General features: G+C 70.7%; 17 protein-coding genes and 1 pseudogene. 12 read left to right on the forward strand and 6 right to left on the reverse strand.

Annotation, left to right across the window (positions count from 1 at the left end):
- Together AB0K25_RS17715 and cysN are read left to right on the forward strand one after the other, a co-directional pair.
- Window positions 1-314, forward strand: a pseudogene (locus tag AB0K25_RS17715) (sulfate adenylyltransferase small subunit); the annotation flags it as partial.
- A complete protein-coding gene (gene cysN, locus AB0K25_RS17720) occupies window positions 314-1,609 on the forward strand; it encodes a sulfate adenylyltransferase subunit CysN (protein ID WP_363821190.1) in 1,296 nt (431 codons plus the stop codon). The pseudogene AB0K25_RS17715 and the gene cysN, both read left to right, overlap by 1 nt.
- 320 nt (window positions 1,610-1,929) lie before the next feature.
- Here the strand turns inward: cysN and galK are convergent, their stop codons facing one another.
- On the reverse strand, window positions 1,930-3,096 hold the full coding sequence (galK, locus tag AB0K25_RS17725; protein WP_357536177.1) for a galactokinase: 1,167 nt from the start codon (window positions 3,094-3,096) through the stop codon (window positions 1,930-1,932).
- Window positions 3,093-4,022, reverse strand: coding sequence for a UDP-glucose 4-epimerase GalE (gene galE, locus AB0K25_RS17730; protein WP_357019943.1), 930 nt, complete (start codon window positions 4,020-4,022; stop codon window positions 3,093-3,095). Before galE ends, galK begins: the two co-directional genes overlap by 4 nt.
- A gap of 228 nt (window positions 4,023-4,250) precedes the next feature.
- Between galE and AB0K25_RS17735 the strand changes: the two genes are divergently transcribed.
- From AB0K25_RS17735 to AB0K25_RS17755, 5 genes are all read left to right on the forward strand, one after another.
- Complete coding sequence (locus tag AB0K25_RS17735; RefSeq protein ID WP_219466905.1) at window positions 4,251-5,315, forward strand: hemolysin family protein; 1,065 nt, start codon at window positions 4,251-4,253, stop codon at window positions 5,313-5,315.
- A 33-nt stretch (window positions 5,316-5,348) separates the two neighbouring features.
- Complete coding sequence (trpS, locus tag AB0K25_RS17740; RefSeq protein ID WP_208568652.1) at window positions 5,349-6,374, forward strand: tryptophan--tRNA ligase; 1,026 nt, start codon at window positions 5,349-5,351, stop codon at window positions 6,372-6,374.
- Between the two features lie 32 nt (window positions 6,375-6,406).
- Window positions 6,407-6,976: a 2'-5' RNA ligase family protein gene (locus tag AB0K25_RS17745; protein ID WP_244252842.1), complete on the forward strand. Its 570-nt coding sequence runs from the start codon at window positions 6,407-6,409 to the stop codon at window positions 6,974-6,976.
- 155 nt (window positions 6,977-7,131) lie between these two features.
- Complete coding sequence (locus AB0K25_RS17750; protein WP_357536340.1) at window positions 7,132-8,043, forward strand: YhjD/YihY/BrkB family envelope integrity protein; 912 nt, start codon at window positions 7,132-7,134, stop codon at window positions 8,041-8,043.
- A complete protein-coding gene (locus AB0K25_RS17755) occupies window positions 8,043-8,402 on the forward strand; it encodes a GntR family transcriptional regulator (RefSeq protein WP_363821196.1) in 360 nt (119 codons plus the stop codon). Before AB0K25_RS17750 ends, AB0K25_RS17755 begins: the two co-directional genes overlap by 1 nt.
- A gap of 106 nt (window positions 8,403-8,508) precedes the next feature.
- Here AB0K25_RS17755 and AB0K25_RS17760 read toward each other — a convergent pair whose 3' ends face one another.
- On the reverse strand, window positions 8,509-11,241 hold the full coding sequence (locus AB0K25_RS17760) for a hypothetical protein (RefSeq protein WP_363821199.1): 2,733 nt from the start codon (window positions 11,239-11,241) through the stop codon (window positions 8,509-8,511).
- A 256-nt stretch (window positions 11,242-11,497) separates the two neighbouring features.
- Window positions 11,498-12,076, reverse strand: coding sequence for a hypothetical protein (locus AB0K25_RS17765; RefSeq protein WP_219466921.1), 579 nt, complete (start codon window positions 12,074-12,076; stop codon window positions 11,498-11,500).
- A 60-nt stretch (window positions 12,077-12,136) separates the two neighbouring features.
- Here AB0K25_RS17765 and AB0K25_RS17770 point away from each other — a divergent pair, with 60 nt between their 5' ends.
- Window positions 12,137-12,784, forward strand: coding sequence for a hypothetical protein (locus tag AB0K25_RS17770; protein WP_219466924.1), 648 nt, complete (start codon window positions 12,137-12,139; stop codon window positions 12,782-12,784).
- Between the two features lie 115 nt (window positions 12,785-12,899).
- Window positions 12,900-13,355, forward strand: a complete 456-nt coding sequence (locus tag AB0K25_RS17775) for a hypothetical protein (protein ID WP_219466927.1) — start codon at window positions 12,900-12,902, stop codon at window positions 13,353-13,355.
- 163 nt (window positions 13,356-13,518) lie between these two features.
- On the opposite strand, the gene AB0K25_RS17780 is transcribed toward AB0K25_RS17775, so the two are convergent.
- Both AB0K25_RS17780 and AB0K25_RS17785 read right to left on the reverse strand, forming a co-directional pair.
- Window positions 13,519-15,153, reverse strand: a complete 1,635-nt coding sequence (locus AB0K25_RS17780; RefSeq protein ID WP_363821204.1) for a glycoside hydrolase family 13 protein — start codon at window positions 15,151-15,153, stop codon at window positions 13,519-13,521.
- A 396-nt stretch (window positions 15,154-15,549) separates the two neighbouring features.
- Window positions 15,550-16,614, reverse strand: a complete 1,065-nt coding sequence (locus tag AB0K25_RS17785) for a LacI family DNA-binding transcriptional regulator (protein WP_357536187.1) — start codon at window positions 16,612-16,614, stop codon at window positions 15,550-15,552.
- 204 nt (window positions 16,615-16,818) lie between these two features.
- On the opposite strand from AB0K25_RS17785, the gene AB0K25_RS17790 reads away from it, so the two are divergent.
- From AB0K25_RS17790 to AB0K25_RS17800, 3 genes are all read left to right on the forward strand, one after another.
- On the forward strand, window positions 16,819-18,072 hold the full coding sequence (locus tag AB0K25_RS17790) for a maltose ABC transporter substrate-binding protein (RefSeq protein ID WP_219466940.1): 1,254 nt from the start codon (window positions 16,819-16,821) through the stop codon (window positions 18,070-18,072).
- Entirely contained in the window at window positions 18,072-19,709 is a 1,638-nt protein-coding gene (locus AB0K25_RS17795; protein WP_363821208.1) for an ABC transporter permease subunit, read from the forward strand. The genes AB0K25_RS17790 and AB0K25_RS17795 overlap by 1 nt, the downstream gene beginning before the upstream one ends.
- A 149-nt stretch (window positions 19,710-19,858) precedes the next feature.
- A complete protein-coding gene (locus AB0K25_RS17800; protein ID WP_219470651.1) occupies window positions 19,859-20,668 on the forward strand; it encodes a sugar ABC transporter permease in 810 nt (269 codons plus the stop codon).
- The last annotated feature ends 1 nt before the right edge of the window (window position 20,669 follow it).

Genomic DNA, 20,669 nt, shown 5'->3' on the forward strand with positions numbered 1-20,669 from the left:
CGCGGGAGCGGGTGCCGTTGCCGTCGATCTACTACGCGCACGACCGTGAGGTGATCGAACGCGACGGCATGTTCTACGCCGTCAACGAGTTCTTCCAGCCCCGGGCCGGCGAGCAGCGGTTCAAGGCCCGGGTGCGGTACCGCACGGTCGGCGACGCCTCCTGCACGGCGGCCGTCCGCTCGGATGCCGACACGGTGGAGAAGGTGATCGACGAGGTGGCCGCGACGCGGATCACCGAGCGGGGCGCGACCCGGGGCGACGACCGGGTCAGCGAGGCCGCCATGGAGGACCGCAAGCGGGAGGGCTACTTCTGATGAGCGCCGAGACGGTGTCACCCGAGGTCGAGGCCCGGCCGATGGATCTGCTGCGGTTCGCGACCGCGGGCAGTGTGGACGACGGCAAGTCGACCCTGATCGGTCGGTTGCTGTATGACACGAAGTCGTTGTTCACCGACCAGTTGGCGGCGGTGGAGGCGGTCAGCGCGGCCCGGGGTGACGAGTACACCAACCTGGCGTTGCTCACCGACGGCCTGCGGGCCGAACGGGAGCAGGGCATCACCATCGACGTGGCGTACCGCTACTTCGCCACGCCCAGGCGCAAGTTCATCATCGCCGACACCCCGGGGCACACCCAGTACACCCGCAACATGGTGACGGGCGCGTCCACGGCCGATCTGGCGTTGATCCTGGTGGACGCCCGTAAGGGCCTGGTGGAGCAGTCGCGGCGGCACGCGTTCCTGTGTTCGCTGCTGCGGGTGCCGCACCTGGTGTTGTGCGTCAACAAGATGGACCTGGTCGACTACTCCCAGGAGGTCTTCGAGCAGATCGCCGACGAGTTCACCGCCTTCGCGGCGAAACTCGACGCGCCGGACCTGACCGTGGTGCCGATCTCCGCGCTGCGCGGCGACAACATCGTCACCCGCTCGGAGCACATGCCGTGGTACGAGGGCCCGTCACTGCTGCATCACCTGGAGCACGTGCACATCGCCTCGGACCGCAACCTGGTCGACGTCCGGTTCCCGGTGCAGTACGTGATCCGCCCCCAGTCGACCACGGTCACCGACTACCGGGGCTACGCCGGGCAGGTCGCCTCCGGGGTCCTCAAGCCCGGCGACGAGGTGATGGTCCTGCCGTCCGGCTTCACCAGCCGGATCGCCTCGATCGACACCGCCGACGGCCCGGTCGACGAGGCGTTCCCGCCGATGTCGGTCACCGTCCGCCTCGACGACGAGATCGACATCTCGCGCGGAGACATGATCTGCCGGCCGAACAACGCCCCGACCGTCTCGCAGGACATCGAGGCGATGGTCTGCTGGATGGACGAGACCCGCCCGCTCCAGGTCGGCGGCAAGTACACGATCAAGCACACCACCCGGACGGCGCGGACGATCGTGCGTGGCCTGTACTACCGCCTCGACGTGAACACCCTGCATCGCGACGAGACCGCCAGTGAGCTGCGACTCAACGAGATCGGCCGGGTCCGGTTGCGCACCACCGTCCCGCTGCTGGCCGACGAGTACCGCCGCAACCGCACCACCGGCGGCTTCATCATCATCGACGAGGCCACCAACCGCACCGTAGCCTCCGGCATGATCGTCGACACCGCCTGACCCACCCCACCCAGCGCCCCGCCCAATCCCGCCTCGTCCCGTCCCGCCTCATCGGCTCTCGGTGATCAAGAGCTTTGCGTCAGTTTCCGCCCGGCAGACGACGCAAAGCTCTTGATCACCGAGCCCCACCGCGCCTTTCCCCGCCCCACCGGCCCTGCCGCGCCTCATGTCCGGCTGCCCGTCTCGCCCCGGTGATCAAGAGCTTTTGGTCAGATTTTGCTGGTGGGTTGACGTAAACCTCTTGATCAACGGGGCGAAGGCGGGGGCGGGCGAGGGCGGGGTGGGGGCGAGGGTGGGGTGGGAGCGAGGGTGGGGTGGGGTTAGGGGAGGGGGGTGGTGCCGGGGGAGGGGTGGGCGGTGAGGGTGGTGGGGGTGGAGAAGCCGCGTTCGGCGTAGGCGGTACGGACGGCCGCCGCCACCGGTTCCGCAGCCGCCGCTTCGACCAGGGCGAGGACGCAGCCGCCGAAGCCGCCGCCGGTCATCCGGGCACCGAGGGCGCCGGCCGCGAGCGCCGCCTCGACGGCGGTGTCGACCTCGGGGACGGTGATCTCGAAGTCGTCCCGCATGGAGGCGTGCGAGGCGGTCAGCAGCGGCCCGATCTCGGGCACCCGGCCGGCGCGCAGCAGTGCGACGGTGTCGAGCACCCGCTGGTTCTCGGTGACCACGTGCCGGACCCGGCGTCGGGTCTCGTCGTCGGGCAGCCGGGCCAGGGCGTCGTCGAGGCCGGCGGCCGGCACGTCGCGTAGCGCCGGCACCCCGAGCAGGGCGGCGGCCCGTTCGCAGGCGGCGCGGCGGGAGGCGTACTCGCCGTCGGCGTGCCGGTGCGGGGCGCGGCTGTCTATCACCAGGATGGCCAGGTCGGCGGCGTCCAGGTCGAACGGGATGTGTTCGACTGTCTCGTCCCGGCAGTCGAGGAAGAGGGCGTGGCCGGCGCGGCAGCGGAGCACCGCCGACTGGTCCATGATGCCGGTCGGCGCACCGACGTAGCCGTTCTCGGCGCGCTGGGCCAGCCGGGGGCGGTGCTCGTCGGGCAGGTCCAACCCGCCCAGGTCGACCAGGGCGGTGAGTACCGCCGCTTCCAGGGCCGCCGAGGAGGAGAGCCCGGAGCCGAGCGGCACGTCCGAGGCGATGGCCAGCCGGGCGCCGGGGACGGCGTACCCGGCTTCGCGCAGGGCCCAGACCACGCCGGCGACGTACCCACCCCAGCCGGTGACCCGTCCCGGGGTGTCGGCCTCGGTGGCGCCGAAGTCGACCGGCCGGTCGGCGATCTCCGACCGGACCGTCCAGCGTTCGCCGGGCTGCGGGCCGGCGGCGACCACGGTACGCAGCGGAAGGGCGAAGGGCAGCACGAATCCGTCGTTGTAGTCGGTGTGCTCGCCGATCAGGTTGACCCGTCCGGGTGCCGCCCAGCGTCCGGCGGGCGTCGCGTCGTACCCGGAGGAGAAGCCGGCGGTGGCGCGGTCGGCGACGTCGGGCCGGCCCGTCACGACTGCTCCAGCACGTGCGAGCGGTAGAACGCCCAGGCGTCGCCCACCATGTCGGTCAGGGTCGGTTTCTCGGGCACCCAGCCCAACTCCTGGCGGGCCAGTGCCGAGGAGGCGACGAGTTCGGCCGGGTCGCCCTCGCGGCGGGGAGCGGTCTCGACGGGCACCGGGTGGCCGGTGACCTCACGGACCACGTCGACTACCTGCCGGTTGGTGAAGCCGTTGCCGTTGCCGAGGTTGTAGATGCGGTGCCGGCCGGGCACGGCGGCGGTGAGCGCCAACAGGTGGGCGCGGGCCAGGTCCTCGACGTGGATGTAGTCGCGCACGCAGGTGCCGTCGACGGTGGGGTAGTCGTCGCCGAAGAGTTGGAGTTTCTCCCGGCGGCCGGCGGCGACGTCGAGGGCGATGGGGATGAGGTGGGTCTCCGGGTCGTGCCGTTCGCCGATGGCGAGGCCGTCGCGCAGGTAGGCGCCGGCGACGTTGAAGTAGCGCAGCGACACGGCGGCGAGGTCGTGTGCGGTCGCCTCGGAGGTGAGCACCAGGTCGACGGCGAGCTTGGTGGCGCCGTACGTGTTGGTCGGGGCCTTGACGGCGGTCTCCGGGATGGGCAGTTCGACCGGGTTGCCGTAGACGGCGGCGGTGGAGGAGAAGACCAGGCGTGGCACCCGGGCGGCCCGGACGGCGTCGACCAACGCGATGGAGCTGACCGTGTTGGCGTGCCAGTACCGCTCGGGGTGGACCATCGACTCGCCGGCGGCGATCAGCGCGGCGAAGTGCAGCACCCCGTCGTAGCCGGCGTCGGGGGTGAGGACCCGGGCGGCCTCGTGCACGGGCAGGTCGACGTGGGTGGCGTCGGGGGCCAGTGCGGCCCGGTGGCCGGTGCGCAGGTCGTCCAGGACCGTCACCTGGTGGCCGGCGTCGAGCAGCATCCGGGTCACCACGCTGCCGATGAACCCGGCGCCGCCGGTGACGAGCAGTTTCACGTCGGTCCTCCTGCCTGGCCGCGCCCGCTGCGGCCGTTCGTGATCACCCTACGGGCGGGTGCTGTCGTCGCGCTGTGCGTCGCGGGGTCGGCACTATTCCATCACGAACCTTCATAGTTGAACAGATCCGCACATCGTCCACCGTTCGTGGTTGGCGGCCCTACCATCACTTCCATGCGGGAAGCGGGCGGTCCCGGGCCCCGCAGACGCGCGCCGGGGCGGACCAGACGCGTACCCGGGCCGGTGGCCCGCGGTGTCGCCCGGCTGGTCGTCCGGGCCGCCGACGGCGCCACCCGGCTCGTCACCGACCTGCTCGGCGCCAGCCCCGCCGCCGGTCGGGAACGGATCAGCGAGCACGAACTGCGTGACCTGGTCGCCGCGAACACCGTGCTCGACCCCGACGAACGGCGGATCATCGACGAGGTGCTGGTCGCCGGGGCCAGTCTGGTCCGCGAGGTGATGATGCCCCGCACCGAGGTGGTCTTCCTCGCCGCCGGACTGACCCTCGCCGAGGCCGAACGGCTGGTCCGGGCCGAGCCGCACACCCGCTACCCGGTGGTCGACGGCACCCACGACGACGTGGTCGGCTTCGTCCACCTGCGCGACGTGCTGCTGCGCCCCGACCTGGACCGGGCGACCACGGTGGGCCGGGTGAGCCGGGAGGTGAAGCGGTTGCCCGGCAGTAAGCGGGTGCTCGCCGCGCTGACCGAGATGCGCCGGGAGGGCCACCACCTCGCCGTGGTGGTCGACGAGTACGGCGGCACCGCCGGCATCGTCACCTGCGAGGACCTGATCGAGGAGTTGGTCGGGGAGATCCACGACGAGCACGCCGGTCCACCCGAACCGGTGTCGGCCGGTCTGCCGGCCGTGGTGGACGGCCGGCTCAACCTGGCCGACTTCGCCGAACGGACCGGGGTGCCGCTGCCCACCGGCCCCTACGAGACGGTCGGCGGGTACGTGATGGCGGCGCTCGGCCGGCTCCCGGTGGCCGGGGACGAGGTCCCGGTCACCGCGTCGGACGATCCGTCGGCGACGGACCCGGCCGACGGCTGGCTGCTGCGGGTGCTCACCCTCGACGGGCGTCGGGTGTCCCGGGTCGCGGTCTCCGCCGCCCGCCTGCCCGAGCCGCGCCGGGAGGCCGCCGCTGCCGCGGCACCGGCCGACGTCGCGCGGGCGTCGGTACGGGAGGTCACCGCCGCGGCGGAACCGGCGGCGAGTCGACCCGCCGGCCCGTCATGACGTACGCCGGAGGTTGCTGACAGAATTGCCGGCATGTCCGACGTTCCCGCCCGCCCCCGCGTCTTCTCCGGCATCCAGCCGACGGCCGACTCGTTCCACCTCGGCAACTACCTGGGCGCGGTGCGGCACTGGGTGGCGTTGCAGGACACCCACGAGGCGTTCTACTGCGTGGTCGACCTGCACGCGATCACCGCCGGGCACGATCCGGCGGTGCTGCGGCAGCGCACCCGGGTGGCCGCCGCGCAGCTCTTCGCGGTCGGTATCGATCCGGAGCGCAGCGCCCTGTTCGTCCAGTCGCAGGTGCCCGAGCACGCGCAGTTGGCCTGGGTGCTGGGCTGCATCACCGGTTTCGGTGAGGCGAGCCGGATGACCCAGTTCAAGGACAAGTCGCAGAAGCAGGGCAGCGACCGGTCCAGCGTCGGCCTGTTCACGTACCCGATCCTCCAGGCCGCCGACATCCTGCTCTACCAGGCCGACGCGGTGCCGGTCGGCGAGGACCAGCGGCAGCACCTGGAGCTGTCCCGGGATCTGGCCCAGCGGTTCAACTCGCTGTTCGGGCCGACCTTCACGGTGCCCGCCCCGCACATCGTCAAGGACACTGCCAAGATCACGGATCTTCAGGAGCCGACGGCGAAGATGTCGAAGTCGTCGTCCTCACCGACCGGCATCATCGACCTGTTGGAGGATCCGGCCCGCTCGGCCAAGAAGATCCGCTCGGCGGTGACCGACACCGGCCGGGAGATCGTCTTCGACACCGAGACCAAGCCCGGGGTGTCCAACCTGCTCACCATCCACTCCGCGCTGTCCGGCCGGAGCATCGACGACCTGGTGGCCGCGTACGCGGGCCGGGGGTACGGCGATCTCAAGAAGGAGCTGGGCGAGGTGGTCCGCGAGTTCGTCACCCCGATCCAGGAACGCACCCGGGGGTACCTCGACGATCCCGCCCAGCTCGACAAGCTGCTCGCCGCCGGTGCGGAGAAGGCCCGCGAGGTCACCGTGCCGACGCTGCGCACAGCGTACGAGCGGGTCGGGTTCCTGGCGCCGGTCCGCTTCGAGTAGTCGTGGGCGGGGCGGCGGTACGGGTCGAGACGATGGCCGGAGGGGTGGCGCGGAGCGTGGATCGCAGGGACGAGGTTCCGGTGGCCGGCGACACCATCCAGATCGGGATCGCGGTGGACATCCCGGAGCCGTGGGGTGAGCTGCTCACCCGACGGCGGGTGCAGACGGGTGACCCGCAGGTCGTCCCGGCGCACGTGACACTGCTCGGTCCGACCGAGATCCCGGTGGCCGCGTTGGGGGCGGTTGAGGCGCATCTGGCCGAGGTGGCCGCCACCCACCTGCCGTTCACCCTGCATCTGCGGGGCACCGGCACGTTCCGGCCAGTGACCCAGGTGGTCTTCGTCGCGGTGGCGGCCGGGATCAGCGAGTGCGAGTTGCTCGCCGCCGCCATCAACGCCGCGCCCCAGCTGCACCGGGAGCTGCGCTTCCCGTACCACCCGCACGTCACCGTGGCGCAGGACGTCGCCCCCGAGGCGCTGGACCGGGCGTACGAGGACCTGGCGGACTTCTCGGCGATGTTCGAGGTGGAGGCGTTCACCCTGTTCTCGCACAGCGGTCAGACCCGGTGGCAGCCGCGCCGGGACTTCCGGCTCGGCGGCTGACCCGCCCGCCGGTGTCCGGTCGCAGCGCCAGCACGGGCGGCACCCCCGTCCGCCGGTGGCCGGCACCCCTTCCGCCGGCGGCCGGTTGGCGGGCCCGGTGACGACAGATCGGCGAGGATGACGTGGTGGATGCGTGGGGCCGGTGGACGGCCGGCATGGACCGCCGGTTCGCCGTGGCCCGGCACCGGTGGCCGCGGCTCGACCATGTCTGGCGGGCGGTGGACCTCTACGGCGAGGTGCTGGGCGGACGGTTGGCCGCCGCCATCGCCTACTACGGCTTCTTCGCGGTCTTCGCCCTCGCCCTGGTGGCGTACTCGGTCTTCGGGGCGATCCTGGAGGACAACGACGAGGTCTCCGACGCGGTGGCGGCGTTCCTGCGGGACAACCTGCCCTTCCTCGACCCGCAGCAGATCGCCGAGAGTAGCAACGCGGTCGGGGTGGTGGGCCTGGTCATCCTGGTCTTCACCGGGATCGGCTGGGTGGAGGCGATCCGGTCGTCGCAGCGGCTGATGTACGGCTTCAACCAGCAACCGGGCAACCTGTTGGTCCGTCCGCTGGTGGACCTGGGCGTGCTGCTGCTGGTCTTCGTCATGCTCGGCGTCTCGGTGGCGGCGGTGGACGCGTTGGAGTCGGTGCTGCGGTTCCTGCTGCGGGCCACCGGCTCGGTGGGGCTGACCACCATCAGCGCGGTGCTCAGCGTGCTGGTCAACGCGGTGCTGGCGACGGCGCTGCTGGTGGTGGTGCCCCGGCTGCGGATGAGCCGGCGACGGCTGCGGCCGGTGGTGCTGCTGGTGGCGGTCGGGATCACCCTGCTCAACACGGTCGGCCGGTTCTACATCGTGCGGACCGAGCGGAACCCGGCGTACGCGGTGGTGGCCGGTGCGGTGGCCGTGCTGCTCTACCTCTACCTGCTCAACCAGCTGGTGCTCTTCGGTGCCGCGCTCGCCGCCACCAGCCGGCACGGCCGGGTCGTCGACCTCTCCGAGGGTGCGGTGATGCGGCAGGTCAACGTCGAGGCCGACGTCGAGACCGAGACCGATCCGGGTACGCCGGGAGGAGCGGGCTGATGCTGATCGAGATCGACCCGGGCTCGGCGGTGCCCCCGTACGAGCAGGTGCGGGCGCAGCTCGCCGCGATGATCGGCGACGGCCGGTTGGCGGTGGGCACCCGCCTGGCCCCGGTGCGGCAGTTCGCGGCCGAGCTGGGGCTGGCGGTGAACACGGTGGCCCGCGCCTACCGGGAGCTGGAGTCGGCCGGGCTGTTGGAGACCCGGGGCCGGCACGGCAGCTTCGTCGCCCCGGGGCGGGACGACGCGGCGGACCGGTTGCAGCGGGCGGCCACCCGGTACGCCGAGGAGGCAGCCCGGCTGGGGGTGCCGTCCGACCGGGCGCTGGCCCTGGTCCGCGCCGCCCTGGACACACCCTGACAGAACCGAGCCGAGGACAGGGCAAACGCCCCCGGTGACGCGGTACTCGTCACCGGGGGCGTTTGCTGACATTGCGCATCGGCTGGTCGGTCCGATGTCGGCGCTGCTAGTAGGGATCCTTGCAGTCGTGGCCGGTGCGGTTGGCGATGGGGACGAACGCCATGGCGTCCCAGGCGATGTCGACGTTGCTGCCGGGCCCTGAATTGTTCAGCAGCACATACGATCCACGACCCAGATTGTAGGCACCCAGGTAAACCCACTTGTCGTGACCGTTGATCCCGGGCAGCCCGGTGCCCTGATCCAGTTCGCAGGTGTACTCGCTGCCGTCGTTGCCGCCGCGGATGACGTATTCTGCGTTCTCGTACTCGCCCCCGTGGCTGGGCAGGTGCGCGACGATGTCGAACCGCATCCGTTCTCCCGGTTGCAGGTCCAGGTTAGGTGTCCAAGCGCCGACCAGGTTGTGCTTGGGGTTGGCGCTTCCGTTGACCGTCGGATAGACGTGACTGAACCACATGTGCCCCTGGTAGCCGGCGCCCAGTTGATGCAGGTCGATGTCCGCGTAGAGGGCGTTCGTGCTGCCCGTCGGCGAACCGGCACGGAGGGTGAACTTGCCGTCGTTCGGGTCGCTGGTGCAGCCCAGCGCGTACTGTGACGAGTCGATCGTGGTGTACACGATGCTGCTCTTACGGGTGGCGTCCTTGTCCGGATCGGAGTTGCCGGTGAAGACCGAGCAGTCCCGGTCGTAGACCCGCTGTACCCCCGGCTCTGCGGACGTCGAGCCGTAGGTCAGCTTTTCCTTCGCACATGCCGCGGCGATGCAGTTGGCGAAGCTGGCACTGCCGTGCCACCAGCAGGCCTCACTGTCGGCCGGGCACGGACTCGCGGTGTTCGGGGTGCAACTGTTGATGGTCGGCGAGCAGAACGTGTAGATGCCCGGCAGCGACAGCACCTTGGTGAAGCGGCTCGGGTAGGTCGGAGATTTGGCACCGTATGTCGGCTGGGCGTACGCCTCCGTGGCGATCGGGTAGCCCTTCAGCTGCGGGGTTTCCACCCAGCCCATGATGCGTTCCGGGTACGACCAGTGGCCCGGCGTCTCCGCATCGGCGTACGAGTTCCGCAGGAATCCCGCCCGGGCCGGGTCGTAGGTCGGATTGGCCGGGTTGTTCAGCCAACCGATGCCCCATCGGCCGTTGTTGTTGCTGGCCTCGCTACTCGGGTGATAGCCGCTGTTGTAGGCCCAGACGGCGAGGAACCAGTTCTCGATCCAGGTGGGATCGTTGTTGTTGAGGGTGCTCCGACCGAGCGGTTCGTTGTAGATCTGGTTCCACTTGTCGATCAGGATGTTGAGCCCGGCGGCGATGTTCGCCGCGTAGTCGACTGAGATCGCGATCTGCTGGTTGCGGCTGTAGACCGTGTCGCCGACGCTCATTCCCGTGGTCACCTGGCCGATGCCGTACCCGCAGTCGGCCTTCGGGTAGTTGATGACGTCGATACTGGCTCCGGCGTTGCCGTAGTAGTCGGCGATCAGCGGGTTGCCCAGGTCGCCGGGGACGGCGTGCCAGGAGGCCTGGGAGAGGTTCGTCTCCTGGGCCAGGATGCCCAGCATGAGCTGTGCCGGCACTTCACCGCCGCCGGCCACCGCACGCTTCGGGAACAGCCCTTGCGGGCTGTAGGAGGGCAGCCCTGACTTCAGGTAGTTGGCCGGACGGGAGGTGGTGAGGGTGCCGTGTACCGCCCGGTCCACCGCCCATTCGACCATGCCGGCGCTTGCCTGCTGCGCCTGAACCTTCGGGTCGTTGCGCCGGACGGCGCACTTCGGGCTCGAGATCGTCGGGTCGACGGCCGGTGCGCTCGCGGTCGGCGCGGCCGCCGCGCGGGTCGGTATCGCATCGAGCCGAGGCGCTGTCCGGGAGGTGTCGAAGGTGACGGTGGAGCGGCGGCCGCTGGCGGTCGCCTGGACTGCCACCTGTACCCGGCCGGCGTCGGCCCGGTCTGCGGGCGACAAAGGTGCGCGTACCGCCTGCTGGCCCTGTGCGGTGGCGACGTCCTCGGCCAGCAGGTGACCCCGTGCGGAGACGGCTCGGACTTGACGGTCCGATCTGATCACCGTCAGATCCGGCCAACTGCGGTCGGGGGCGGGTGCGGTGCCGACGAGCACGTTCCGTCCGCCTGCCTGGCCCATCAGCTGCAGGTGACCCTTGCCGCCGACGACGACGGTCCGGAGCCGGTCTGCCTGGTACCGCTGGGCCACGGCCCGCTCGCCCGAGATGGCGACCAGATCGACGCCGCTGCGCGCGGTGCCGCGAAGAGTAGAGACCGGACCGGCCGGGCGGGCCACCTCGGTGAGTGCCCCGGTCGGGTCGACCTTCACCAGATGTCCCCGGGCGATGCCGTAGTCGCCGTCGGCCGACGGCGCCGGTGTGGTGAGCTGGGCCGCGATCCGCCGGGTACGGGTGACCCGGTGAGCGGCCGCATCCACGGTGAGCAGATCGGTCAGTTGCATGTCCTCCCCGACCGCACGGGTGAGCAGTACCCGGTCGTCCGGTCCGCAAGCGGGGTTGAAGTAGGCCAGCTGCAACCCTGTCGCCACGGTGGTCGACTTGCCGCTGGCGATGTCGACTACTGCGGCGATCCCTCCGGCCCGCACCAGATTGGGCTTGTTGGCGGCCATCTTCGGCGCGAACACCGCTACCGCGTAACGGCCGGAGCCGGTCACGCAGGTCTCACCCATCCACGGACCCATGTCCAGCGACGAGGCCGACAGGGTGGCCAACGTGGACCAGGCGAAGGCGTTGCGTTCCCGGGCGATATAGAGGTGGAAGCCGTTACTGTCGCCCACCCCGGTGACCAGGACGTCAGAGGAGGCGGGCCAGTTCTTCCCGAGTGCTGTGTCGGGGTCGTGGACCGCTGACGGATCTGTGGTGGAGGCTCCGGCCGGCCGCCCCTGCGCCGCAGCTGGCACCGCATTCGCGGTGCCGGCGAGGGCGACCAGTACGGCTATGGCCGCACATGTTTTCCTACTGGTTCTTTTCAACTTCCCCCCGTTTCAAAAAAGCGTCGGTCAGTGGCAGGGTGTTGCCATGCCGGATAAGTGGTCATCGCCATGCGGTGCAGGTTTCATTGCCTTCCGGGTTGCCCGATGGCGACGACGCGCACAGTTGCAGCGAGTACTCCCAGCTGAACATCGTGGTGACGTAGTTGCCGCTACCGTTCACGCTCAGTGAGGCCGCTGTCTGCGTCAGTCCGCCGTACGTGGGCTGCCAGTCCAGGCGAACGGTGGAACCGTCGGCAAAATAGGTGGCAGTGTAGTCGCCCCACATTGCGCCGCAGGCTGGTGAATAGTAGAGGTCGCCGTGTGCCACGGTGCCGTCCGGATCATTTCCGTCCACGCGACTGAAGCTGGAGATGGCATAGGCGCCGGTGATGCATCCATTGGCGGACGCCATCTTGCCATTGCAACCGGTCCGGCTGCAGCTCGCGGCTGCCGCAGGTGCTGTCGGTGGCAGGGTTGCGACAAGGCTCGCGCAGGTCAGTGCGGCCAGCGTCGCTGTTCGCAGCTTTGTCAAGTAATCCTCCCCGTGGATTTCCGCGGCGATTGCCGCGAGTTTGATAGTTGCAGAGGTTGATCTGAATGCGCAATATTGACAAATGTTCATTGCGCGGCTATTCTCCATGATGGCTGGCAATGTGTGGTGGCACCATTGCCGATTAAATGTGACACGGGGGGCACAATAGTGAACGAGTTCGAACGGGAAGCCGGATCGGTGCCGGCGGATGGCGGGACGACGTCGAAGACGTCAAGAAGGTGGCTCCTGCTGACGGTGCCTGTCGTGGTGTTGGCCCTACTCCTGACCGCCGTGGTGTGGCGCGACAGGAGCGCGGCCCCCCAGCGGCCCCCCGGCACGCAGGGAGACAGAGGCGAACCCCTGCCGCCACCGACCCCCACCGCCACCCGCACCGGACCCGTTCCGGCGTTCGCCGGCATCACCCCGGCCAAGGTCACGGACGCCTGGGTCGAGCGTTGGTCCGGCCCGGTCACGGTCGACGGTGCGCTGCGCATCGTCAATGTGACCTTGCCGGGCACGCGGGACGAGCTGGCGGCTGCGGTCGGTCAGCCGGACAAGTACCGCCGGAACGAAGTGGCGCACATCTTCTGCAGGGTGAAGCTCCGTGGTTCCGTGCAGCGGCTTCTGTTGAAGAACCTGGTCGAGGGTTGCCTCGGTCCGGTCCTCACTGCCAAGGAGCGCACGGCGACGCTCGACTGGCTACTGAAGGCGGATTTCTCCGCTCCGAGTGATCATATTCGGCAGTCCACCCGGTTCGAACTGCTCGCGATCCACAATGCCGACGAGAATCTCATGCTCAGCCTGAACGCGCGCTGATCCGAGGCGGCACGACGTCAGGACCGGCCGGTCGCCTCCGCCGCTGCTGAGTCGGGTCACCGTGGGTTGAGGCGAATACTGCCCACGTTCGAGGCCGAGCCGACATGATGAGCCGGTGGGCGCACTCGTGACGCTGGACCTGCCGGACGACTCGCCGCTGCTCACCCTGCCCTGGATCGTCACGTTCGGCCCGCTCGCCGATCCGGCCGAGTGGGAACCCGTGGTCTGCGGGCCGTACGAGCGACCGCACGCGCTGGCCCTGGCCGAGGCGGTGGTGGCCGACGAACGGTTCATGGCGGTGGTCGAACCGCTGGTGCCCGCGCTGTCGCCCGGGGAGATCCGTCAGGAGATCGCCGCGTCGCAACTCGCCGCCGCCGACGAGGAGGCCCGGATCGAGGCGGCCGACCTCTACGGGGACTTCGACGACGTCCTCGACGAGCAGGACATCCTCGACGAGCAGGAGGACGAGGCGGTCGCCGGGCCCGACCGGCCGCAGCCGCCGCCCGTACCGACCGAGGCGCAGGTGCGGGCGGGCTTCGGGCGGATCGCGGGGCTGCTGCGCGGGCGCTGACGGGTCGGGCGACGCCGGTGCGCGGTGGTGCACCGGCACCCCGGGAAGCGGACCTCCCGGGACGCCGGTGCCACCTTCACCCCCCACCACAAGGGGTCGGCAGCCCAGTCGCCCGTCGGCGCGGGGCACAACGGACGACCAGGTCAAAGGCGGGTTACCCGGCTCAGCGCCGTTCGAACCACGCGGCGGCGTCCACCGGCAGGACGTGTCCGGTGTCCTGCTCGGTGAGGTCGGCGCTGGCCACCAGGGGGTGGCCGTACCCGTCGATCCGGACCGGGGCGCCGCTGAGGTTGACCACGCAGGTCAGCCGGGCGTCGTCGGCGGCCCGGTGGAACGCCAGCACGCCGGGCCCGGTCTCCAACCAGACCACCGGGCCGGCGGTGGCGGCCAACGCCGGGTGCTCGTGCCGCACCCGCAGCGCCGCCCGGTACAGCTCCAGCGTCGAGCCGGGCGTCCCGGTCTGGGCGGCCACCGAGAGGGCCCGCCAGGTCGCCGGGGCCGGCAGCCAGCTCAGCGCGCTGCCCTGCGGACCGAAGCCGTACGGGGCCAGCTCGCCACTCCACGGGATGGGCACCCGGCAGCCGTCGCGGCTCTCCCCGGTACGCAGGAACGCCGGGTCCTGGCGGAGCGCGTCGGGCAGGTCCAGCACCTCGGGAAGGCCGAGTTCCTCACCCTGGTAGAGGTAGGTGGAGCCGGGCAGGGCCAGCATCAGCAGGGCGGCGGCGCGGGCCCGGCGCAGGCCGATCTCGCCGTCGCCGTACCGGGTGACGTGCCGCTGCCGGTCGTGGTTGGACAGTACCCAGGTGGTCGGCGCACCGACGATCGTCGACTCGGCCAGCGCGGTGTCGATCACCTTGCGGAACGAGTCTGCCGACCAGGTGGCGTCGAGGAAGTCGAAGCTGAACGCCTGGTGCAGCTCGTCCGGGCCGATGTAGCGGGCCAGTCGCTGCGGGGTCTCCGCCCACGCCTCGGCCACCGCCATCCGGCCACCGGGGTAGCTGTCCAGGATCGGCCGCCAGGCCCGGTAGATGTCGTGCACCTCGTCCTGGTCGAAGTAGGGCAGCCGGCCCTTGCCGAGCAGTTCCGACTGACGCCGGCCGGTGGTCATCGAGTTGAAGCCGACGTCCGGCAGCCCTTCCGCCTTGATCATCCCGTGGGCGACGTCGATGCGGAACCCGTCGACGCCCCGGTCGAGCCAGAACCGCAACACGTCCTCGAACTCGGCGCGCACCTGCGGGTGCCGCCAGTTCAGGTCGGGCTGGGCGGGGTCGAACAGGTGCAGGTACCACTGGCCGTCGGGCAGCCGGGTCCAGGCGGGGCCGCCGAAGATGCTCTCCCAGTCGTTCGGCGGCAGCTCACCGTGCGCGCCCTGACCGTCGGCGAACAGATAACGCTCCCGCTCCGGGGAGCCGGGGCCGGCGGCGAGGGCGGCGGTGAACCACGGGTGCGCGCTGGAGGTGTGGTTGGGCACCAGGTCCACGATGATCCGCAGGCCCAGCGCGTGCGCGTCGGCGATCATGGCGTCGAAGTCGGCGAGACTGCCGAAGAGCGGGTCGACGTCGCGGTAGTCGGCCACGTCGTAGCCGGCGTCGATCTGCGGCGAGGTGTAGAACGGGGTGAGCCAGAGCGCGTCCACGCCGAGGTCACGCAGGTAGGGCAGCCGCTGCCGGATGCCACCGAGGTCGCCGACGCCGTCGCCGTCGGAGTCGGCGAAGCTGCGGACGTACACCTGGTAGACGACCGCGGCACGCCACCAGTCGTCGGAGGTCTGCGGCGTGGGGTCGGTGGCGGCGGTCATCGGCGGAGCTCCCCGTTCTGTGGCGGGACGGCGGCACCCGCGCGGTGGTGGGTGACGGACGCGGGTGTGGAGAGAATGCCGGCCGAATGCTGCAAGAGTCAAGCAGGGCTTGCGCAAGAAATGACGCCCGTCACCCGCGGCCAGGGTGGGGTCGGCCCGCCCCCGTCCCAGCAGCCGGGAGGTGGGACCGGCGACGGAGCGCCGCATCCGCCCGGTCCGGCGTCGGTTCGCCGCCGGACCGGGCGGGCTGGCGGATCAGGTGGAATGGCGGATCAGGTGGGCCGGCGGATCAGGTGGGCCGGGCAGGCTGGCAGGTCGGGTGGCTCGCGGCCTGGGCGCAGATGCGGGCTCCGCAGCTCAGGCGGAGGCGGGGCGGCAGTGGAACTGGGGCGTGGCTCAGGCGGGGACGGCGAGGGCGGTGGGTGCCGGGTGGGGCCGGCCCGGGCCGGCCTGGCCGGCCACCGCGGTCGATCCGCGTACCACCAGCTCCGGGCGGAACAGGTATTCCGAGTGCGGGGCGGCGTGCCCGTTGATCTCGTCGACCAGGGCCCGGACCGCCGCCACCGCCATCGCGGCCACCGGCTGCCGCATGGTGGTCAGCGGCGGGTCGGTGAAGGCCATCAGCGGTGAGTCGTCGTAGCCGACCACCGACAGCTCGCCGGGGACGGACAGGCCGCGCTGCCGGCCGGCCCGGACCGCACCCAACGCCATCAGGTCGGAGCCGCAGACGATCCCGGTGACCCCGCGTTCGATCAGTCGCCCGGCGGCGGCCTCGCCGCCCTCGACGCCGAACAGCGACAGCTCGGCGAGCGCGTCCAGCTCGCTGCCGGTGGAGCCGAGCCGGGTCATCGCGGCCCGGAAGCCGGCCACCCGGCGCTGCACCGGCACGAACCGGTCCGGCCCGGTGATCAGGCCGATCCGCCGGTGCCCGAGCGCGACCAGGTGCGCCACGGCCAGCTCGGTGGCCTCCCGGTCGTCGCAGGAGACGAAGGGTGCGGCGATGCCGGGGGCGTACCCGTTGATCATGACGACCGGCAGCGGCCGGGCGATCAGCGCGCGGTACCGGTCGTGGTTGGCGGCCGTGTCGGCGTGCAGGCCGGAGACGAAGACGATGCCGGAGACCTGCCGGTCGAGCAGCATCTCCACGTACTCGTCCTCGGTGACCCCGCCCGGGGTCTGGGTGCACAGCACCGGGGTGAACCCGCTCTGCGCCAGCGTCGACTCGATTACCTGGGCGAACGCCGGGAAGATCGGATTCTCCAGCTCCGGCACCACCAGCCCGACCAGCCCGGCGCTGCGCTTGCGCAGCCGGGCCGGGCGCTCGTAGCCGAGCACGTCGAGGGCGGTCAGGACGGCCTGCCGGGTCTCGGGGGCCACGCCGGGGCGGTCGTTGAGCACCCGCGACACCGTGGCCTCGCTGACTTCGGCCTGTTGGGCGATGTCGGACAGTCGAGCGCGCATGGCGGAACTTTAACCCAAGGGCAAGTTCTTGCGTACGTCTCTGCAAGCCCTTCCATAATATGCAACCTCTTGCTAACGTCCCGGCAACACGCGACAGCAGCGGCGCGGCCTGCCCGGCGCCGGTCAGCAAGAACTTTCAGTGTTCCCACGACGAGGCCGCCCTTCCCCCCGGTGGTCGGCTTCGCCATGACGACAGGAGTACCGATGCGCATCCGTACCGCGGGTGTGGTCACCGTTCTCGGCCTGGCGCTCGCCGCGTCGGGCTGCGGCGGCGACAACAGCAACGACGAACCGGCCACCAAGGCCACCTCCCAGGCGGCGGGCGGCAAGCTCGTCATCTGGGCGGACGACAAGCGCACCGCGGCCCTCAAGCCGTTCGCCGAGAAGTTCGGCCAGGACAACGGCGTCACCGTCGAGGTGCAGGCCGTCTCCAAGGACCTCCAGACCAACTTCGTCACCGCCTCCCAGCAGGGCAGCGGCCCGGACGTGGTGGTCGGCGCGCACGACTGGATCGGCAACCTGGTGCAGAACGGGGCCATCGACCCGGTGCAGCTCGCCGCCGAGCAGAAGTCCGGCTTCAACGAGACCGCGATCAAGGCGGTGACGTTCAACGGTCAGCTCTACGGCGTCCCCTACGCCACCGAGAACGTCGCGCTGATCCGCAACACCGCGCTGGCCCCCGAGGCGCCCAAGACGATCGAGGACCTCGTCGCCACCGGCAAGAAGCTCAAGGCCGACAAGAAGGCCAGCGAGATCCTCTGCCTCCAGTCCGGACAGAACGGCGACGCCTACCACATCTACCCGCTGTACACCTCGGCCGGCGGGTACCTCTTCGGCACCGCCGCCAACGGCGACTACGACCCCAAGGACCTCGGCGTGGGCAAGCCGGAGTCGATCGCGGCCTTCCAGAAGATCGCGAAGCTCGGTGAGAAGGGCGACGGCGCGCTCAAGCGCTCCATCACCGGCGAGAACTCGATCGCCACCTTCACCGGTAAGAAGTGCGCCTTCCTGGTCTCCGGCCCGTGGGCGATCGCCGACGCCAAGAAGGCAGGCATCTCCTACGACATCTCCCCGGTCCCCGGCTTCGCCGGTGGCAAGCAGGCCCAGCCGTTCGTCGGCGTCCAGGCGTTCTACGTCGCCGCCAAGGGCAAGAACAAGGCGCTGGCCCAGGAGTTCGTCACCAACTACGTGACCACGCCCGAGTTGGCCGTGGCGCTCTACCAGGCCGAGCCGCGCCCGCCGGCGTTGACCGCCGCGTTCGACCAGGTCAAGGGTGCCGACCCGGACCTGGCCAAGTTCTCCGAGGCGGGCAAGGGCGGCCAGGTGCTGCCGGCGATCCCGGCCATGGCCGCGATCTGGGACCCGTTCGGCAAGGCCGAAGCGGCAGTCATCGGCGGTGCCGACCCGGCGAAGACCGTCACCGCCGCCGGCAAGACGATCTCGGGTCAGATCAAGTAATGAGCACGCTGTCCGGTCCGGGACCTGCCCCGCAGGCCCCGGGCCGGGGGCCTGCGCGTTCCGGGCCCCCGGAAACCTCCCGTACCGCGCGCCAGCACGCGCCGATCACCGCGACCGGCCTCGCCGTCAAGGTGGTCCTGCTCGGCCTGGTGGCCGGGATCGCGATCTGGGCGGCCTTCCCGCTCGTCGCCGCCCGGCTCTGGGTCGGTCTCGCCGTCCTGGCGGTCACCACCGTCGGCCTGGGCTACCTCTACCTGACCCGCCGGCACATCCCGGCCAAGTACCTGGTGCCAGGAACGATCTTCCTGATCGCCTTCCAGGTCTTCCCGGTGCTCTACACCGCGAGCACCGCGTTCACGAACTTCGGCGACGGCCACCGGGGCTCCAAGGACGACGCGATCGTCGCCATCGAGACCTCCTCGGTCAAGCAGGTCCCCGGCTCCGCCGAGTACGCCCTCGCCATCGCCACCACCGGCGATCCGACCACCGGCCCGCTGGTCTTCCTGCTCACCGACCCGGGGACCGGCCGGGTCTCCGCCGGGGACGCCGACGGGCTGCGCCCACTCGACGCCGCCGACGTGACCGTCGCCGGCAGCGGCAGGGTCACCGCCGCCAAGGGCTACACCGTGCTCAACGTCGGCCAGGCCAGCGTACGCAGCGAGGAGATCACCGCGCTGGTGGTGCCGACCTCCGGGGGCGCGGTGCGCTCCAACGGCCTGTCCCGCGCCTACGAGGGCAAGGCCGTCCGGGCGTACGACCGGGGCTGCGACTGCGTCACCGACGGCGAGACCGGCAGGACCTGGACGGCCGACCCGGACACCGGTGCCTTCGTCGCCGCCGACGGCGAGCGGCTCGCCCAGGGCTGGCAGGTCGGGGTGGGGTTCAAGAACTTCGCCCGGGTGCTCACCGACCCGGACATCTCCGGCCCGTTCTTCGGCACCCTGCTGTGGAACTTCGCCTTCGCGGTCGGCTCCACCGGGTTCACCTTCGGACTCGGCATGGCGATCGCCCTGGCCCTGCACTCGCCCCGGATGCGGGGCACCAACCTCTACCGGGTGTTCCTGATCCTGCCGTACGCGATGCCGTCGTTCGCGATGCTGCTGGTCTGGCGGGACATGTTCAACACCGACTTCGGCCTGGTCAACAACCTGTTCGGGCTCGGTGTCGACTGGTTCGGCGAGGCCTGGTCGGCCCGGCTGGCGGTGTTGCTGGTGCAGCTCTGGCTCGGGTACCCGTACATGTTCCTGGTGACCACGGGCGCGCTCCAGGCGATCCCCAGGGAGCTGACCGAGGCCACCTCGGTCGACGGCGCGTCGCCCTGGCAGTCGTTCCGGGCGGTCACCCTGCCGCTGCTGCTGGTCGCGCTCTCGCCGCTGCTGATCGCGTCGTTCGCCTACAACTTCAACAACATCAACGCGATCTGGTTGACCACCGAGGGCGGCCCGTTCGCGCCGGACAACCCGACCAACGGGGCCACCGACCTGCTGATCACGTACACCTACCGGCTGGCCTTCGGCGCGCAGGGCGCCGAGTTCGGCCTGGCCGCCGCGGTGTCGATCTTCATCTTCGCGATCGTGGCCACGGTCTCGGCGGTCAGCTTCCGGCGCACCCGCCAGCAGGAGGAGGTCTACTCGTGACGACCCGTCCCCACGCCGCCGGGCCGGCGGCCCCCGCCGCACCCGTCGTCCGGTCGGATGCCGCCGGCCCGCGTGCCGGTCGGCCGGCTGCCGCGGTACGCGGTGGCCGACGTCCGGGCCGGTGGTTCACCCAGGTCGGCTGGCGGCACGTGGTCGGCGTGCTGGCGGTGGCGTTCAGCCTCTTCCCGATCCTGTTCGTGCTCTCCGCCGCACTCAACCCGCTCGGCACCCTCTCGTCGACCGAGCTGCTGCCCACCGGGGCGTCGCTGTCGAACTTCGGCGACCTGTTCGAGCGGACGGAGTTCGGCCGCTGGTTCCTCAACTCGCTGCTCATCGCGGGCGGGGCGAGCTTCGCGTCGATCTTCCTGTCCGCGCTGGCGGCGTACGCGTTCTCCCGGATGCGCTTCGCCGGGCGGCGGGTCGGGCTGCTGACCCTGCTGCTGATCCAGATGTTCCCGCAGTTCCTGGCGATCGTGGCGATCTTCCTGATCTTCACCCGGGTCACCGACCTGTGGCCGTCGATCGGCTTCAACACCCCGTGGGGACTGTTCCTGCTCTACATGGGCGGCGCGCTGGGCATGAACACCTGGCTGATGAAGGGGTTCTTCGACACCCTGCCCCGCGAGCTGGACGAGTCGGCCACGATGGACGGCGCCAGCCACGCGCAGGTCTTCTTCCGGATCATGCTGCCGCTGGTGGCGCCGATCCTGGCGGTGACCGCGCTGCTGTCGTTCATCGGCACGATCAACGAATTCATGATCGCCAACGTGTTCCTCACCGACACCGGCTCCAAGACCCTCGCGGTCGGCATGTTCGGCCTGGTGGCGGGGGAGCGGAACAACAACTTCGGGATCTTCGCGGCGGGCACCCTGCTCACCGCGATCCCCACCGTGCTGGTCTTCCAGCTCCTCCAGCGCTACATCGTCTCCGGCCTCACCGCCGGGGCCGTCAAGGGCTGAA

The sequence above is a fragment of the Micromonospora sp. NPDC049257 genome (assembly GCF_040678915.1).
In the GTDB taxonomy this organism is placed as follows: Bacteria; Actinomycetota; Actinomycetes; order Mycobacteriales; family Micromonosporaceae; genus Micromonospora; species Micromonospora antibiotica.

Excerpts from the sequence above, each read along its gene's own strand:
- cysN (WP_363821190.1), top strand. The coding sequence starts at position 314 with ATGAGCGCCGAGACGGTGTCACCCGAGGTCGAGGCCCGGCCGATGGAT.
- galE (WP_357019943.1), bottom strand. The coding sequence starts at position 4,022 with ATGCTGCTCGACGCCGGCCACCAGGTGACGGTCCTGGACGACCTGCGC.
- AB0K25_RS17735 (WP_219466905.1), top strand. The coding sequence starts at position 4,251 with ATGCGGGAAGCGGGCGGTCCCGGGCCCCGCAGACGCGCGCCGGGGCGG.
- trpS (WP_208568652.1), top strand. The coding sequence starts at position 5,349 with ATGTCCGACGTTCCCGCCCGCCCCCGCGTCTTCTCCGGCATCCAGCCG.
- AB0K25_RS17745 (WP_244252842.1), top strand. The coding sequence starts at position 6,407 with ATGGCCGGAGGGGTGGCGCGGAGCGTGGATCGCAGGGACGAGGTTCCG.
- AB0K25_RS17750 (WP_357536340.1), top strand. The coding sequence starts at position 7,132 with ATGGACCGCCGGTTCGCCGTGGCCCGGCACCGGTGGCCGCGGCTCGAC.
- AB0K25_RS17755 (WP_363821196.1), top strand. The coding sequence starts at position 8,043 with ATGCTGATCGAGATCGACCCGGGCTCGGCGGTGCCCCCGTACGAGCAG.
- AB0K25_RS17765 (WP_219466921.1), bottom strand. The coding sequence starts at position 12,076 with ATGGAGAATAGCCGCGCAATGAACATTTGTCAATATTGCGCATTCAGA.
- AB0K25_RS17780 (WP_363821204.1), bottom strand. The coding sequence starts at position 15,153 with ATGACCGCCGCCACCGACCCCACGCCGCAGACCTCCGACGACTGGTGG.
- AB0K25_RS17785 (WP_357536187.1), bottom strand. The coding sequence starts at position 16,614 with ATGCGCGCTCGACTGTCCGACATCGCCCAACAGGCCGAAGTCAGCGAG.
- AB0K25_RS17790 (WP_219466940.1), top strand. The coding sequence starts at position 16,819 with ATGCGCATCCGTACCGCGGGTGTGGTCACCGTTCTCGGCCTGGCGCTC.
- AB0K25_RS17795 (WP_363821208.1), top strand. The coding sequence starts at position 18,072 with ATGAGCACGCTGTCCGGTCCGGGACCTGCCCCGCAGGCCCCGGGCCGG.